At 59.5% G+C, this 16,289-nt stretch carries 8 protein-coding genes; 3 read left to right on the top strand and 5 right to left on the bottom strand.

Annotated features, from left to right (window positions below; all coding sequences use genetic code 11):
- Nucleotides 1-56 precede the first annotated feature (56 nt).
- On the top strand, nucleotides 57-1,565 hold the full coding sequence (locus DX909_RS17940; protein ID WP_128546582.1) for a PKD domain-containing protein: 1,509 nt from the start codon (nucleotides 57-59) through the stop codon (nucleotides 1,563-1,565).
- Nucleotides 1,566-1,889: 324 nt separating this feature from the next.
- Here the strand turns inward: DX909_RS17940 and DX909_RS17935 are convergent, their stop codons facing one another.
- Entirely contained in the window at nucleotides 1,890-4,760 is a 2,871-nt protein-coding gene (locus DX909_RS17935) for a M16 family metallopeptidase (protein WP_128546581.1), read from the bottom strand.
- Between the two features lie 140 nt (nucleotides 4,761-4,900).
- On the opposite strand from DX909_RS17935, the gene DX909_RS17930 reads away from it, so the two are divergent.
- Nucleotides 4,901-8,062 carry a sensor histidine kinase gene (locus tag DX909_RS17930; RefSeq protein ID WP_128546580.1) on the top strand — a complete coding sequence of 1,054 codons (3,162 nt, stop codon included), beginning with the start codon at nucleotides 4,901-4,903 and terminating at the stop codon, nucleotides 8,060-8,062.
- A 20-nt stretch (nucleotides 8,063-8,082) separates the two neighbouring features.
- Here the strand turns inward: DX909_RS17930 and DX909_RS17925 are convergent, their stop codons facing one another.
- Nucleotides 8,083-9,813, bottom strand: a complete 1,731-nt coding sequence (locus DX909_RS17925; protein ID WP_164851324.1) for a tetratricopeptide repeat protein — start codon at nucleotides 9,811-9,813, stop codon at nucleotides 8,083-8,085.
- Nucleotides 9,814-10,028: 215 nt separating this feature from the next.
- Here DX909_RS17925 and DX909_RS17920 point away from each other — a divergent pair, with 215 nt between their 5' ends.
- On the top strand, nucleotides 10,029-10,415 hold the full coding sequence (locus DX909_RS17920) for a hypothetical protein (protein WP_128546579.1): 387 nt from the start codon (nucleotides 10,029-10,031) through the stop codon (nucleotides 10,413-10,415).
- Between the two features lie 127 nt (nucleotides 10,416-10,542).
- On the opposite strand, the gene DX909_RS17915 is transcribed toward DX909_RS17920, so the two are convergent.
- From DX909_RS17915 to DX909_RS17905, 3 genes are all read right to left on the bottom strand, one after another.
- Nucleotides 10,543-10,983 (bottom strand): ester cyclase, encoded by a 441-nt coding sequence (locus DX909_RS17915; protein ID WP_128546578.1) that lies wholly within the window; start codon nucleotides 10,981-10,983, stop codon nucleotides 10,543-10,545.
- Nucleotides 10,984-11,066: 83 nt separating this feature from the next.
- The gene (locus DX909_RS17910) at nucleotides 11,067-11,885 is read right to left on the bottom strand and encodes a helix-turn-helix domain-containing protein (protein WP_128546577.1); all 819 of its coding nucleotides are present in this window, start codon (nucleotides 11,883-11,885) and stop codon (nucleotides 11,067-11,069) included.
- 109 nt (nucleotides 11,886-11,994) lie between these two features.
- Nucleotides 11,995-16,158, bottom strand: coding sequence for a PAS domain S-box protein (locus tag DX909_RS17905; RefSeq protein WP_128546576.1), 4,164 nt, complete (start codon nucleotides 16,156-16,158; stop codon nucleotides 11,995-11,997).
- Nucleotides 16,159-16,289 lie beyond the last annotated feature (131 nt).

Raw genomic sequence — 16,289 nt, 5'->3', positions numbered from 1 at the left:
TTGCAGCTGTAGTTGAACGCTACATAAACCAAAAAACGGTAAACAACACTACACACATGAAACATCAGTTTACACACCAGCCTGCATGGGTGGTGACCACGAAACGTTTGTTCGTTCTGCTCCTGTCGACCACCCTGCTGGTGACGGGCTGTAAAAAAGACGAAGAAGTTGAGCCTGAGCCTTCCAACACGCTGACCGCCGTTGCCGGCCCCGACCAGAATGTTCAGGTCGGTCAGACCGTCAAACTGGACGGAAGTGCCTCCACGGACGCCGAAGGAAAAACCTTCACCTACCAGTGGGCCATCACGAAGAAACCCGCCAAAAGTACGGTAGCCCTAACCGGTGCCACGACACCCAAGCCGACTTTCGTACCGGATGAAGTGGGTGATTATGAGGTCGAACTGACCGTCTCCAACGCCAACGGAAAAAGCAGCGATAAAGTACAGATCACGGCCGCCGTCGCCGAACCGCTCGCCATTACGCAGAGTATCACCGTCAAGACCACGCTCGTCGACCGGATCGCTAATCCCGAACTGCCCGATTATATCGTGACGAAGGGCATCGCCGTCACTCACGAACTGACCATCGAACCGGGTGTAGTGATCGCTTTCGAACGGGATGCCCGCCTGGATATCAACTCCGACGGTGGTCTGGTGATCGCCAAAGGAACGCCGGAAAAGAAAATCCGCTTCATCGGCGTACAGAAGACCAAAGGCTTCTGGGCCGGTATCATGATCTACTCCGGCAGCAACGCCAATGCGTTCGAGAACGTCGAAGTACTGCACACGGGCAGCCGGGCGCTGATCAGCAACACCAAAGCCGGTATGGCCCTTTTCGGTGGCGGCAAAGCCCAGATCGCTCTGAAATACAGCCTGTTCTCAGAAAATGAAGGCTACGGCCTGCTGGTTCAGGAAGGAGCCATCCTGCGCGAATGGGAGAAAAATACCTTTACGAAGAACGGCGAAGCCGGTATCATTCTGGACCCGGTCAACGTCGTGAAACTGGATGCCGCATCGGTCTTCACCGGCGAAAACGGACGGAACGTCGTGGAAGTAAAAGGCTATTACCTGCGGGAAGTGGACGAAGCCGTCTGGGGCGGTTTCAAGGATAAAACGCCGTACCGTCTGCTGGGTGACTTCGCGGTGGAAGGCGGCTGGGTGCTGAGCCCGGGCGTCACGGTGGAAGTGGCCCGCGATGCCGCCATCATGATCAACAGCAAAGGTTACCTGATCGCCAAAGGCACCGCGACCGACAAGGTGATCTTCACGGGCGCTTCCAAGTCGACGGCCTTCTGGAAAGGGATGATCCTGTACTCGAACAACTCACGGAACGCCATCGAGAACGCCGAAATCAACAACGGAGGCAGCCTGGTGATCGTCTCCGGCAAGAAAGCCAACCTGGCACTCTACGGCAACAGCGCCACGGTAGCCATCAAAAACACGAAGTTCAGCGGCAGTGGCGGGTACGGCATCTACGCCGGTTACGGGTCATCCCTGAACGCCGACGTTACCACCGTGAACACGTTCGAAGCCAACGCTCTGGATAGCGTTTACCGCGAAAAATAAGCAGCTAAAGGGTTTTTATACTTAGGTTTGAGGGGTTCCGCCCGGCTGATCTTCAGCCGGGCGGTTCTATTTGGCCGGGCTGAAAACCACCCCCGGCCCCCTTTAGAGGTTGTTTGGGAAAGGGTTTTTGCCTTTCCGGGCGGCTTGTCATTCCGAGGAACGAGGGATCTGGTGGCTGAATGACCCGCCATCCGGAGCGTCGAGCCCCGAGATCCCTCCTGCGTCGGGATGACAAACCCCTTCCCCAAACCACCTCTCAGGGGGCTCTGCGCTGCCATCTTGAAATTGCGGAGAAAAGACCCCTTCAGGGGGTTTGTGGGGCATTTACTGCTTCCGCTCGGGCAGCAGCACCAGCCGGATGTAGTTTTTGCCGAAATACCGGTCGGCGGCCTGTTTGGTACTTTCGGGCGTCACCTGCTTCAGAAACTCCTCTTCCCGCAGGATTTCCTTCGGATCGTCGTTGTTGAAATACTGGTTGGAGAGGTAGCTGAGCCAGAAGCCGTTCTCCTTCAGCCGGAGTTCCGTTTCGCGCCGGGTTTCGGCCTTGAACTTGTCGATGTCTTTCGGGTCGGGGCCGGTGGTTTTGATCTTTTCGATTTCGGCCAGCGTCCGGGCAACCAGCTTCTCGACGTTCTCCGGCGCACAGCTGAAACCGATCCGGATGGTGTAGCGCTGCGCCGGAATTTTGGCATACGCTCCGTTGACGCCCACGCCGTACACTCCGCTTTCCTCTTCGCGCAGGGTTTCGGTCAGTTTGATCTCCAGCACCTCCGTCAGCGCGTCGACCTGGGTGGCGTTTTCCGGAGTCCAGACAAAATCACCGCTGAATACCAGTTGAACCGTGCTCTTGGGTTCGATGCCTTTGTAGACGGCCCTGGTAATTTTTCCGGCGGGCGTCCGGATGCCGAGGTCGCGGTAATCTTCCTTCCGGTTTTTGGTCGGGAGGCCGCCGAGGTACTTCTCGATCAGCGGTTTAAGGTCTTTTTCCCTGAAATTTCCGACAAAAAAGAACGTGAAGTCGCCCGCGTCGGCGAAGCGGTCCCGGTAGATGGCAAACGCCCGGTCGACGTCCACCTTGTCCAGCCGCTCGGGTGTCAGCGGCAGCCGCCGGTAATTGTAGGCACCCAGCACCGACTGCACCGTATCCTGAAAGATTTTCTGGGGCGTCGGCGTCGCCAGCTGGTTCTGAAGGAAGCTTTTCTGATTCGAGAAAAAGCCCTTGATGACCTCCGGGTCCCGGCGGGGGGACGTGAAAAAGGCATACACCAGTTGCAGGGCCGTTTCGAGGTCGTCGGGCGTGGTGCTGCCGCTGATGCCTTCGGTGGTTTCACTGATGTAGGGCGATACGCTGACGGTTTTGCCGGTCAGGTATTTGCCGAGCTGAATCTGGCTGTATTCGCCCACTCCACCGAGCTGCACCAGCGTGGAGGCAAACCGTGCCGACTCGAAATCCTTGTCTTCATACAGGGATGTCCCGCCCGGGCTGGTGGCCGAGAAAATGATCTGGTCATTCTTGAAACTGGTCGGCTTCAGCACCACCCGGATGCCGTTGCGGAGCGTCCACTCGGTCACGTCGATGTCGCGGATTTCCTTCTCGCTGACCACCGGGCTGCCCACCGGCAGCGTCGGCAGCAGCGGCTGGTCGAGGGTTTTATCGACATAGGCCGAAAGGTCCTTCGCCGAATTGTTGATGAGCCCCAGCACCTGCTGCTCCGACGGCAGTTTGTCCTTGTCCTTCTCGGGAGCCATGATCACCACCGCCCGGTTCTCGGTCGTGATGAACTGTTTGCCGAGCGTGTTGAGATCACCGACGGTGATGTTGTCGAGGTACTTTTTCAGAAAGTCATTATAGAACGAAATCCCGACCGGTATGTCGCCGTGCAGGAAATAGTCGACGTATTCGTTCACGTAATTGGCCGAGCGGGTTTTATCACGTTCCCGGTAGGCGCGTTCGATGGATTTCTGATACTGTTTTTTGGCGCGGTCCAGCTCGGTTTCCGTGAAGCCGAAGCGGTCGACGCGGGCGTTTTCGTTCAGAATCGCCGTCACCGCCCGCTCCACGTTGCCGTCTTTGGCCACCACATAAGAGGTATAGGCATCCTGATCGCCCAGGAAGCTGCCGTAGTTACTGAACCCGACCAGAAACGGCGGGTCGGACTGCTGCGTCAGCTCGGAGATCCGGTTGCCGAGCATGGAGTTGAACAGCGAGCGTTTGATGGCTTCGCGCACGTCATAGAGCGTCTTTTCCTTGATTTCGGGCCGTTTATAGATGATCTGCACCATCGTGTTCGGCTGTTCGGGGTCGGTGACGATGGCTATTTTGGTGTCCTTGTGCGGGGGGACGGGATATTCCACCCGGGGCTTCGGGGACTTCACCGCCGGAATGCGCCCGAATTTATCCCGGATCATCTTCTCCACCCGGGCCATATCGAAGTCGCCCACCGCCACGACGGCCATCAGGTCCGGCCGGTACCAGTCCTTGTAAAACCGCTGGAGCACCTCCGGTTTAAAGGTGCGGATAACCTCTTCTTTTCCGATCGGCAGCCGGTCGGCGTAGCGGGAGTTGTTGAGAATCAGCGGGAAGTACTTCTCGCGCATCCGCTGGCCGGCCCCGCGCCCCAGCCGCGCTTCCTCCAGCACCACGCCCCGTTCCTTGTCGATTTCGGCGGGGTCGAGGGTAACGTTGTGCGCCCAGTCTTCCAGAATCTGGAACGCCCGCTCGAACAGCCGGGCGGAGTCGGTCGGAACGGGCAGCTGGTAGACGGTTTCATCGAAACCCGTGTAGGCGTTCAGATCCGCGCCGAAGCGGACGCCCGAACTCTGCAGAAAGTTGATCAGCTCGTTTTTCGGAAAGTTCTTCGTGCCGTTGAACGCCATGTGTTCCATGAAGTGAGCGAGCCCCTGCTGGTCGTCGGTTTCCAGAATCGCCCCGGCCCGGACCACCAGCCGCAGCTCGGCCCGGTTTTTCGGTTCGGCGTTCTTCCGGATAAAATACGTCAGGCCGTTGGGCAGCTTGCCGACTTTGACATCCGGGTCCAGCGGAATGGGCTGCTTCAGTTCGGCAGGAATCCCGGCGGCAACCACTGCCTTCTGAACGGTAACTTTAGAAGGGGCTGGTTTTGGCGGTTTCGTCTGGGCAACGGCAATGGTCAGGGACAGGCCGACCATCAGGAGAGCGTTCACAAGTATTCTCATGGAAGTAATCTTCAAACCGGGTTAATTTTCAAATTACAACAATTCCGGATAATGATTGTCACCCGAAATGCACTCAAGTTACTTTTATTTTCACTTTATTCGGGGATCGGAAACAAAGGTTGGTTTCCGGGACCTTAACAATGAACACCAGGACGGTACGGAACCGGCTCGGGGCGGTCGTCTCTCTTCTTGGCCTGCTGCTCACGCAGGCTTATGCTCAGGCCCCAACGCTGTCGTTTCAGCACCTTACCCTGCGCCGGGGGCTGGCTTCCAATTATTCCACTTCCATCGTCCAGGATGACCTGGGCTTCATCTGGATCGGCACCGTCAACGGCCTGAACCGCTTCGACGGTCTGCGTTGCGCGACTTTCATTCGGCAGCCCGGCAATGCGCGTTCCCTCTCCCATCGGCTGGTCCGGACGGTGTTCAGGGCGAAGAACGGCGCCGTCTGGATCGGAACCCAGCAGGGCCTGAATCGCTTCGATCCGCGTGATCAGGGATTCGACCGCTTTGCCTTCAGCGCCCTCGGCCCGGGCTGTAATTTCATCCGGACCATTACCGAAACGCCCGACGGTCAGCTTTGGCTGGGCACCAACGGCGGATTGGTCCTCTTCAATCCAGCCACCGGCCTGTCCCGGGGCATAACCCTCCCGGCCGACACGGCCTCTTCGGCGAGCGCCAACGCCATCCGTTTTGTACTGCCGGTCGGTTCCGTCCACTGGATCGCGACGCAGGGCGGCCTTTTCGCCTATGACCGCAGTACGGGCCGCATCCAGACCTATCGTCATGACCCGGCCGTCCCGACCTCCCTGCCCGACGATTACGTTTCCACCCTGGCGCTCGACCCGCATACCGGCGAATTGCTGGTCGGCACCCGCTCGGGCCGTCTGGCCCGGATGAACCGGAAAACCGGACAGTGCCGACTCATGCCCCTGGCCGTCGCCCAGACGATTTCCTCCCTGCTCTTCACGCGGGCCGGGACGTTGTGGGTGGGTGTGGGCGGGGAGGGCCTGTTTCGGTACGATCCGGTCCGCGACCGGTTCCTGAGCTACAAAAACGACGAAAACAACCCGCGAACGCTGGGGTCCAATTCCGTCAAATACCTGTTTGAAGACCGGGCCGGTGTGGTCTGGGTCGGGACGGATGACGCCGGGGTAAGCTGGTTCAACCCGACCGTCGAAAAAATGCATTCGCTGTTCGACGACGTCGGCTATCGGCCGGTCAGTTCTCTCGGATTCGATGCCGCCGGTCTGTCGCTCGACCGGCGGAACGGCCTCTGGGTCGCCACCCGCGACGGTCTGGCCCGATTCGATCTGTCGGCGCAGACTTACCGGCTGTATCGGCATCACCCGGAAGACCCGCGCAGCCTGAGCAACAACCTGCTCTATACGACCCTGGCCGATCGTTCGGGCCAGGTCTGGGCCGGGCATCCGACCGGTCTGGACCGGCTCGACCCGGCCACCGGGCATTTCGACCACCTCCGTTGCCTGCCCGCCCCCGACCACCCCACGGACTACCCGCCCTTCGATCCGGCCCGCCGGGATTTTGTGGCCGGAAACCAGGTGTTCGACGTCGTCGAGGGACCGGACGGCCGGATCTACATCGGAACCAACGAGAAACTGACCGTGTACGACCCGCGCACCCGTACCTTCCTCCACCAGTTCAACGACGAGCGCATCCGGAGCTTACCGGGTAAAAATTATAATACGCTTCATTTCGACCGGCAAAACAATCTTTGGGTCGGCGGTCTGGGGCCGGTGTTCAAAATCAGTGCCGATCTGCGGCTGCTGGCTCAGTATGTTCACCGGGAAGACGACCCGTCTGGCGTACCGGACGAGGGGGTGACGGATTTCGAGGAAGACCGTTTCGGGCGGATGTGGATGAGTACGGACAACGGACTGGCCTGCCTGGACCAGAAGACGGGTCGTTTCATGGTCTTTACCAAAAAGCACGGCCTGCCGCACAGCGATATTTCCGCCATTGCCCTGACCGGAGATACGCTGTGGGTCAGTACGAGCAACGGGCTGGCATCCACCAGCATCCGCCGGATTCAATTCACGGTTTTCGATGAGGCCGACGGCTTACCGACGGCGGAGTTCGAGTCCGGAGCCCGCATCCGGGATGCGGGCGGACGGCTTTATTTCGGGGCCATGCGCGGTCTGATCTACCTTCAGCCGGGCAACCTGAAGCCGAACCGGTTCGTGCCGCCGGTGTACCTCACTTCGTTTCGCGTCAACAATCGGGAGCAGCTGCCGGAGCCGCGGGCCGACCCGTCGGGCTTCACGTTCGACTACACGCAGAACCAGTTCGCGTTCGACATGGCGGCTCTGAGCTACGACAACCCGTCGGCCAACCGGTATGCCTACCGGCTGGAAAACTTCGAAGACCGCTGGAACCAGGTCGGCAGCCAGCCCTTCGGCACCTATACCAACGTGCCGCCCGGAAATTATGTGCTGCATGTGATCGCGGCCAATAACGACGGGGTCTGGAACCGGGTGGGTTACCGGCTGCCGCTGACGATCCGGGCGCCGTTCTGGCAGACGTGGTGGTTTCGGATCCCGGCTTTCGTCCTGCTCATCGTCTCGACGGTATTCATCGCCCAGTGGCGGGCGCGCCGGCAGGCCCGCGAGCAGCAGGAAAAGAGCGAGCTCCGCGAACGTATTGCCGCTTCGGAGATGAAGGCGCTGCGTTCGCAGATGAATCCGCATTTTCTTTATAACTCATTGAACGCCATTCGTCTGTTCGTCCTTCAGAACGACAGCGACAATGCCGATAAGTACCTGGTGAAGTTTGCCCGCCTGATGCGGCTCATCCTCGGAAACTCCCGCCAGGAGTGGGTGCCGCTGGCCAACGAGATCGAGCAGTTGCAGCTATACCTCGAACTGGAGCAGCTGCGGTTCAGTCACAAATTCGACTTCGCCATCGAGGTCGATCCGGCCCTCCGGCAGGACGCCACTTCCATTCCGCCGATGATCATCCAGCCGTACATCGAAAACGCCATCCTGCACGGTATCTCCCACAAGAAAGAACGCGGCATGATCCGCGTCGGCATCCGGGCCGCCGACGACCACATGGAATGTTCGGTCGACGACGACGGGGTGGGCCGCCAGCGGGCGCGGCAGCTCAAAGGGCCGTCGTCCTCGTCCCACCAGAGTGTCGGCATGGTCGTTACGGAGGAGCGGGTGCAGCTCATCCGGCAGCGCAGCGGCAAAGACGCCGGCGTCACGATCATCGACAAGGTCGACGCCGGGGGCGCCCCCGCCGGCACCACCGTGCTCATCCGCCTGCCGCTGGTGGTTTAGGAATGACCACCCCCCGGCGTTCAGAGAGCCAGCTCTGAAATGCCCTTGTCGGCCCATTTCGAGGCCGCGTCCAGCAGGGATTTGGTGTGTCGGGCTTTTTCCGTGGCTCCGAGTGCGGTCTGGGCCTGATACAGACCCGTCAGCGCCCAGATGTTGCGGGGAAATTCCCGGAGGTCTTCGTTATACACCTTTTCGGCTTCGGCGTATTGCTTCGCTTTCAGCAGGTGGGCGCCGAGGTGATGGCGGACGGAGAAAAACCAGTCGGGCGGTTCGTTGTAGTTCAGCTGATCCTCGATGGCGACGGCTTCGCGCAGAAGCGTCATCCCGGCCGGAGCCTGGCCTTCCTGCTGAAGAATTTCGGCCTTCAGGATCCGGCGGGCAATGTCCAGGATCGACCCCATCGAATTGATCCCCCAGATCAGCATGGCCCGCACTTCGGGGTCGGCGGCCCCCTTTTCGAGTTGGGCCAGTTCGGCCCGGGCGGCTTCGATCCGGCCTTTTCCGGCATAGGCCATGCCGCGCGCATAGTGCCGGACGGCAGTAGGGTACTTCAGTTTCACCGTATCGGAGGCACTCATGCGCAGGATCTCATCCCACTTCTCAAATTTGATCGCCACGTTGTACGGAATGGTGTAGTAGTGCTGAAGGGTGGTCCACTCTGGCTGCGTCATCAGTTTTACCTTCGTGGTTTCGGCCACTTTCCGCGCCGAGGCCAGCGCCTGGCGGCTATTGCCTTCCAGTGTGGCGGTGGCCGACAGAAAATGGTAGTTGTGCGGGACCAGCATGAGCGGATAAGAGCCCTGGGCATAGCAGGCGGTCAGGTAGGAACTGTCTACCCCGACGGCCCTCTGGTTGGCCACCGAGCCTTCGTGGTAATGACCGGTGCGGATGTAGATGTGCGACGGCATATGCACCAGGTGACCGGCGTTGGGGGCCAGTTTGCCCAGCACGTCGGCACTGGCCAGCCCGCGTTCCGGCGTTTTGGAGGCTTCGACGGCGTGGATATAGAAGTGATGCGGGCCGGTGTGCCTGGGGTTTCGTTGCATCAGTTCCTCCAGAATCGAAACGATTTCGGGCGTCCAGGGCTTCGGGCGGCCGTCTTTCTCCCACAGATCCCAGGGGTGGAGGTCCATCAGCGATTCGGCATAGAGAGCCGCAAGGTCCACATCGTCCGGGAACTGCCGGTTAACCGCTTTCATGGCCGCCGAGTAGGCCATGTCGAACGGCCGGCGGTCGTCGACGGGTCGGGCCGGATAGCGTTTCGCCAGGGCATCGATCATTGCCTTTTCTTTCGGAGTACAGGTTTCCGAGAGGGCAATGGCCTTCCGGATGGCCGTATACGCCCGTTCATAATTATCCTTTTCCATACCGGCGTTGTAGTTCGGGCCGAGCACATAGGCGAAGCCCCAGTAGGCCATGGCGCAGGTGGAGTCGATCCGGGTGGCTTCATAGAAGGAGCGGGCGGCTTCGGCGTGGTTGAACCCGTAGGACAGCATCAGCCCCTGGTCGAAATACCGCTGGGCTTCGTCGCTGCGGGTCGTGATGGGGAAATGCAGCCCGCCGAGGTTATCAAACAGGGGCGCCTTCCGACCCGACGTATACCAGGCCCGATCGGTCGGCTCGGTTCGGCAGATGAGGTGGCTGAGCCGCAGGCTGTCGGTGTCGGCCTGGGTCGTGGTGGCCTTCTGAGCCGGCTGGCAGCCGCCAAAGATGAACAGAGAAAAAAGGAGAAGGAGGTGGTGCGGTTTCATACGGTGATTGATCACGTAAATCGTTCGCAAAAATATGTACGTACACGTTTATTAGGTTGCGTCTGCCCTTCAAAATCGCCGTGTTTTTATTGAACGTATTGTAAATGAACCGTTCGCACAATTACTTAAACAGGGGAGAGCCTGAATTTCTATTTTTGCTGGCCTGAAATAAATGTGTACGTACGTATATTTTTTCCAACCAACCACCCCCCGTTATGATGCCGGAAGTTCAACTGTACATTGCCCTGGCGGTTATTCTGATCTGTATTTTTTTGCCGGAAGTGATCGGTCGCTATACCTACCGTACCGGTAAGTTAGGAAATTATGAGGAGGAAACGCATCGCCGGATGCGGGCCGAAACCATGGAGGCCGATCTGGCCCGGGCGCGGCAGAAGGAGAAGGAACTGCGTGAACTGCTTGAGCTGAAAAGCGCCGAGATGGCCGTCTGTACGGCGCGTCTTCACCAGAAAAACGAACTCATCGACCGGTTGAAACTCCAGCTGGACCAACTGAATCAACCAACGCCCGACCGGCTGAGGGTCAGCCGGCCGTCCGAGCGCCGGCACCGGGCCGGAGAGAACGTTCTTCTGGAAGCCGCATGAAGGGACCTTACAGGTCGAAGAGGCCGTAAGACCAGAAACGGCGCCAGCCGGTTCGAAGGCGGGTTTTTAAGGCCGTCAGTTTCATGAGTGCGGAGGTTCTTGACTTTGGAATGCGGAGCCGGTGCGTTCAGACGCCCAGCTGCTTCTGGAAATGCTCATGATCCCAGTCGATGGCTACCGACGTGATCCTGTCTTCCTCGTTGAACCGGAAGATGAAAATGTGGTCGCTGTTGAATTTCAGCCCTTTGCTCGTGATCCCGGCAAAGTCCTTTTTCTGCGTGCCGAACAGCACCACGTTGCAGATGACCCGGTCGCCCTCGGTCGTCATCTTGTCGACCGTGTTGTCGATGTCCGGGAAGGCGTCCATTACCCCGACCCAGAAGTTTTTGCCGAGTTCGCCGATGGTGCCCTGGGGTTCGGGGCCGAGCGGCATCAGCCAGAAGTCGCCGTTCGGATCGAAGAGGGCCATCATCCGGTCGATCTCCTTTTCCTGATAAGCCGAGAAAAATTCAATGCTGGTGCCTTTGCGGGTCAGATCGGTCAGCGATTCCTGTTGTGTTGTTTTCATGACGGTTTCGATTTAAATGATGAAACAAAGGTACCGGACCCCGCGGGGCATTGATTGTAAAATTGCGACATTCCTGCCACCGCTTACGATTTGAGGAAATGCGCCAGTTCAGCGTTGTTGCGGACGTATTGGGACGGGCTGCGGCCGGTAAAGGCGGAAAATTCCCGGATAAAATGCGATTGATCGTAATAACCGGCCCGGTAGATGAACTCGTGCCAGTCTTTGACGTTCCAGCGGTTGCCGGCCAGCTGGGCGCACACGAACCCGACCCGCCGGATGCGGGCGTAGTATTTCGGGCTGACGCCCACCTTGTGCAGAAATTTGCGCTCGAACTGCCGCCGGCAGACGTAAAGTTCGTCCATCAGCGCATTGATGTTGACGTTGCCGCGGTGTTCGACGATCAGGTCGGCCACGTAATCCGTGCGGTCGATGACGGCCTGGGTGCGGCTGAGCCGGCGGCTCAGGTATTCTTCCAGCAGACGGACGCGCCCGGTCGGCTCGTTGGGTTCCGAAAGGCGTTCGTGCAGCGTGCGGACCTCGCTGCCCAGAACGGCCGTGAGATCGATGCGTTCGTCGGTAAATTCATACATCGGCAGACCGAACAGACTGCTCAGACCGGCCGCGCGGAACACGATGCCGATCATGCCGATATGGCCCTGAAGGTGAAGCTGATAATTACTGGTGGCCTGTCCGCTGAGGAAAACCGCCGGAGCGATCAGGTCTTCGTGCTTCTGGGTCCTGAGCCGGTAGCGGTCGCCGTAGTTGAAAACCATCGAGCCGTAGCCGGTCGGCGGAGACTCGACCGATACCGGCTGAATCAGCGACGCCCCGCTTTCCCAGACAAAATAGCACTCCACAAACGGTTTCAGATGAGAAGCCGGGTAAAATTTTTGGTAATGCATGAGTTCCGATCACTGAACCTGAGCAATTTAATACCATTTTGTCAATACCCCGCCCGCTCCTTTACTTAGTGGTCATCCGGAATTAACGAACGTTCCCCGCCGGCCGGCTTCAGGAGGCCGTAAAGGGCAGGGTGATGGTAAACTGGCTGCCCCGGTTTTCCTCGCTTTGCACCTTGATCGTTCCGCCGTGCAGTTCGACGAACTGGCGGCTGATGGCCAGCCCCAGCCCGGTGCCCTGGATCGAGTTGGTGTTGCTGGCCCGGAAGAAGGTCTGGAACAGGTTGGGCAGGTCCGCCGTCGGAATGCCGATGCCGTGGTCGGTCACCCGGAAGGTCAGTTCCTGCCCGGTGAAACGGAGGTGCAGCTCCGGATCGTCCTTCGAAAACTTGAAGGCATTGGAAAGCAGGTTGATCAGGGCGTGTCCGATGAGCCGCTCATCCATCGCCACCGGCACCGGCTCGCCCTCGACGGAAGTCCGGACGGTGCGTCCGTCGGCCCGCCGGCTGAAATGAATGGCGATGATTTCCCGGCACAGGTCGGGCACATTCACCTTCCGGCGGTTGGTGGCGACCTTGCCCGCTTCGATTTTGCCGATCGTCAGGATGTCGGACAGCAGGCCGCTGAAGGCCTTGATTTCGTTGCCGATGATGCTCAGGTGGCGCTGTATGGCCGTCCGGGCGGTAGCTTCCGGCCGGTCGAGGTACAGGCTGATGAGGTCCACGCTGGTCTGAATGGTCACCAGGGGCGTCCGGAACTCGTGGGAGGCCGTCGAGACGAACTGCGATTTGAGCCGGTTGAGTTCCTGTTCCCGTTCCAGCGACTGCTGAAGCACGAGTTCCTTTTCTTTCTGGCTCGTGATGTCGGTGGCAATGCCGATGTAGCGGGCCGGCTCGCCCTTTTCATCTTTCATGACGAAGTTGCGCATGTTCATCCAGCGGACCCGGCCCTCGGCGTTCCGGATGCGAAACTGCACGACGACGTTTTCTCCCTCCCGGTATTTCTGAAAAGCGGCTTTCGTGGCGGCCTGGTCTTCCTTCAGTACCGAGGTCAGAAAGGCCAGCGGATCCGTAAACAGGCCGGACCGTGAACGGCCCAGAATCCGTTTGTATACCGGGTTGATATACAGAAGCCGGAAAGGCCGGGCCGAGTGAATCCAGAAAACCTCATCGACGTTTTCGGCAATCTCCCGGAATCGCTGTTCGCTTTCCTCCAGAGCCTGCTGTGCTTTCTGCCGTTCGGTAATGTCGGTCAGGGTGCCGGTGGTGCCGATGGGGTTGCCCCGGTCGTCATGAGTCAGGTCGGCAAAAATCTCCAGCATACGATGGCCTCCGTCTTTGTGCCGGAACCGCTTGATGTTTCGCACCTCGGGGATGGTTCCTTCGATGAGCAGCGGAAACAGCCGCTTCGACATATCGTCCGGATGCAGGAAGTCGGTGTAGGGCCGGCCCAGCGATTCCTCCACCGTGAAGCCCGAAATTCGGGTCCAGGAGGCATTCAGAAACTGAAAACGCCCTTCCAGATCGGTCTGAAAAACCGCTTCCTTCAGGTGGTTCACGAGTGACCGGTACCGTTCTTCGCTCTGGCTGAGGGCCAGTTCGGCCTGTTTTCGTTCGGTAACGTCCCACACGACCCCGACCCGACGAACCGGCCGCCCCTGGGAATCGAAGACCAGCAGACCGTGGGTTTCGGTGTACCGGACCGTACCGTCGGGACGAATGATCCGCAGGATGTGATCAAACGTGTGGTTTTCCCCCGTGATCGTTTCCTTCTCCCGGAGGACGGCCCGGTCTTCGGGATGTACCAGTTCTAAAAAATGCAGGAACGTCCAGGGGGAAGTGCCGGGATCGACGCCGTGAATCTCGAACATTCGTTTGTCCCAGATGAGCCGATCCAGCACATAGTTGTACTCCCAGGTTCCCTGGCGGGCGGCCCGGGTCGCCAGCTGAAGGCGCTGGTTGGCCCTCCGGAGCAGCTTTTCGGTCGACTGCTGTTTGGTGATGTCGCGGGCCGAGGCATAAATCAGGTCGCCGTACCGCTGCGCCCGCCACTGGATGATCCGGTAGGTGCCGTCTTTATGCCGGTACCGGTTGATGTAGCCGTCGATCACCGGCTGGCGGAGGATGTCCACGGTGGCCGGGCGGTCGTCCGGATGAATCAGGTCGAGAAAACTGTTCCCTTCCAGCTCCTGCACTTCATACCCGAGGGTCGGCTTCCAGGATTGATTGACTTTCACGAAGTGGCCGTCCGGACTGGTGATGCAGTGCAGGTCCAGCGCCCTTTCGAAAAAGATTTTTAATTCGAGGCTCTTTTTCTGCAGGGCGGCTTCGGCGGCTTTCAGGGCTGAAATGTCCGTTGCAATCCCCATGTAGCCCGTCACTTTCCCGACTTCGTCCTGCAGGGCGCTGGTCGCCAGTAAAACCGGAATGTGCTGATTCTCACTTCCGACCATCAGAGCTTCGGTATGGTAATACCCCCAGGTATCCAGCGGGTCCTGAAAAACCTGCATTCCGGGAGATTCCGGGGACTCATGCCGGTAGGAAACGACCGGGAGCGGATGCCCGGCGTCGGTGGTATCGACCCGGACCCTGCGCCCGATCAGGTCCTCGCGCGGGATGCCCAGCAGGGCCTCCGTGGCGGGATTGGCCGTCCGGACGATGCCGTGAACGTCGGTTGAAATAATGGACTGGGCCGCATGCTCCAGAATGGCGTTCTGCAGGGCGGACAGTTCCCGGATTTCGAGCGTGCGTTCCTCCACCCTTCGCTCCAGGTCTTCGGTATGATTCTTCAGCTGCTCGTTGAGCTGCTGCTGGTAAAGCACCACCGTCAGCTGGCGGGCAACTTCCTGGGCGATCTCGCGGTATTCATCCGTAAAGAAGCCGGGCTGCCGGGCCACCAGCACGAAGGCACCGACATACTGCCCCCGGCCGATCAGCGGGATCACCTTCAACGAGCGGTAGCCCCGCCCGTACAGGTTCAGTTCAGGCGGAAGGCCGAACGCTCCGGTGTTCAGTTCCTGAATCAGGATCGGTTCACCGACGGTCAGCGGCATCTGAAAAAAATACTCCGCCGGAATGACAATCCCGGGGCGGGCTTCCACCTGACCGTCGGCCAGGCGGCATTCGGCGATGGCCAGCCGTTTTTCCCGGTCGATCCGGAAGACGATCAGCCGCTCGCAGGGAACCAGCTCATGAATATGGGTCAGCGCGGCCAGCAGGGGAGATTCGTCCGAGAAACTGCTGTTCAGCAGGGTGCGGTCGATGGTTCTCAGGCCCTGGAGACGCCGGTTGGCCCGGATCAGGTCGGCTTCGTCCTGCCGCCGTTTTTCGGCGTTGACGATCATGGCGCTGAGGGTCCGCAGCAGGGCAATGTCCGCTTCGTCCCATGCCTGTGCCTTGCGGAGGGCATAGAATCCGAGAAAGCCGAGGATGCGGCCTTCCGAAGCCAGGGGAACGCAGAGCAGCGAGCAAACGCCCCGTTTATTCAACGTGTTTTTCTCCTCCTCGGCTTCCGGCGGCATCTCCGCCAGTGTAGGCAGCGAAATCACCCTTCCTTCGCGGATCATCCGGAACCACCACGGAAACTGATTCAGCGCAACCGCCTGCACTTCCTTTTTCACCGAAGAAATGCCGTCGGCGCACCATTCGTGCCTGCAGCTGCCGGTGGTCTGATCGGTATTGAACAGAAAAACCGTGGCCCGGTCGGCCCCGACGCATCCGCTGACCTGCCGGAGGGCATCGACGAGGCTGTCGTCCAGGTCGGCAGCGGCAATATTGATCAGCCGGCCCGACAGGGTGGCCACGACCGATTCCATCTCCAGCCGGCGCAGCAGCCCCGCTTCGGTCTTTTTCTGTTCGGTACAATCCTGAAGGTTAACCAGCACGCCCTGACCGACCCGGGCCAGGCGGCAATCCATCCAGCCGGGTTCCTGAGAGGTTCCGTAGGCATACCGGAACTTCTGAGTCCGGCCGGTTTCGAGTACCCGGATCATCCGGTCCGGCAGGCCATCCCCGACGAAAGCCGCCGGCAGTTCCGCCAGCGGCCGGCCGATGATCGTTTCGGCGGAACGGCCCAGGAGCCGGGCGAAGGCGGTGTTCACCGAAAGATAGCGGAAACCCGCAATCCGGTCTTGTTCATCCCGGGTGGGGGTCATCAGGGCGATGCCGTCGGGCGAATTTTCAAATACCGCCAGGGCCAGTTCTTCCACCGGAAAAGGGGAGGAGTCTTCGGAAAGGGCAGGCGGTGAGCCGGGAATCGAGGTAAATGGTTTATGCACAACAGAATCTATACAAATTCGCTGCCACGATTGGCTTTCCGGCCCGGAATATTTTGACCTGCCCGGCGGAAGGCCGCTGCCTCTGAAAATCGTTTCGTTTTATCGGAAGGTCCGCCAAACATACCGGCGGT

This window comes from Larkinella soli, assembly GCF_003703975.1.
GTDB lineage: Bacteria > Bacteroidota > Bacteroidia > Cytophagales > Spirosomataceae > Larkinella > Larkinella soli.
The sequence above is the reverse complement of the archived record's forward strand: the minus strand, read 5'-3'. Positions and strand labels throughout refer to the sequence as shown.

Excerpts from the sequence above, each read along its gene's own strand:
- DX909_RS17910 (WP_128546577.1), bottom strand. The coding sequence starts at position 11,885 with ATGCATTACCAAAAATTTTACCCGGCTTCTCATCTGAAACCGTTTGTG.
- DX909_RS17940 (WP_128546582.1), top strand. The coding sequence starts at position 57 with ATGAAACATCAGTTTACACACCAGCCTGCATGGGTGGTGACCACGAAA.
- DX909_RS17920 (WP_128546579.1), top strand. The coding sequence starts at position 10,029 with ATGATGCCGGAAGTTCAACTGTACATTGCCCTGGCGGTTATTCTGATC.
- DX909_RS17915 (WP_128546578.1), bottom strand. The coding sequence starts at position 10,983 with ATGAAAACAACACAACAGGAATCGCTGACCGATCTGACCCGCAAAGGC.
- DX909_RS17925 (WP_164851324.1), bottom strand. The coding sequence starts at position 9,813 with ATGAAACCGCACCACCTCCTTCTCCTTTTTTCTCTGTTCATCTTTGGC.
- DX909_RS17935 (WP_128546581.1), bottom strand. The coding sequence starts at position 4,760 with ATGAGAATACTTGTGAACGCTCTCCTGATGGTCGGCCTGTCCCTGACC.
- DX909_RS17930 (WP_128546580.1), top strand. The coding sequence starts at position 4,901 with ATGAACACCAGGACGGTACGGAACCGGCTCGGGGCGGTCGTCTCTCTT.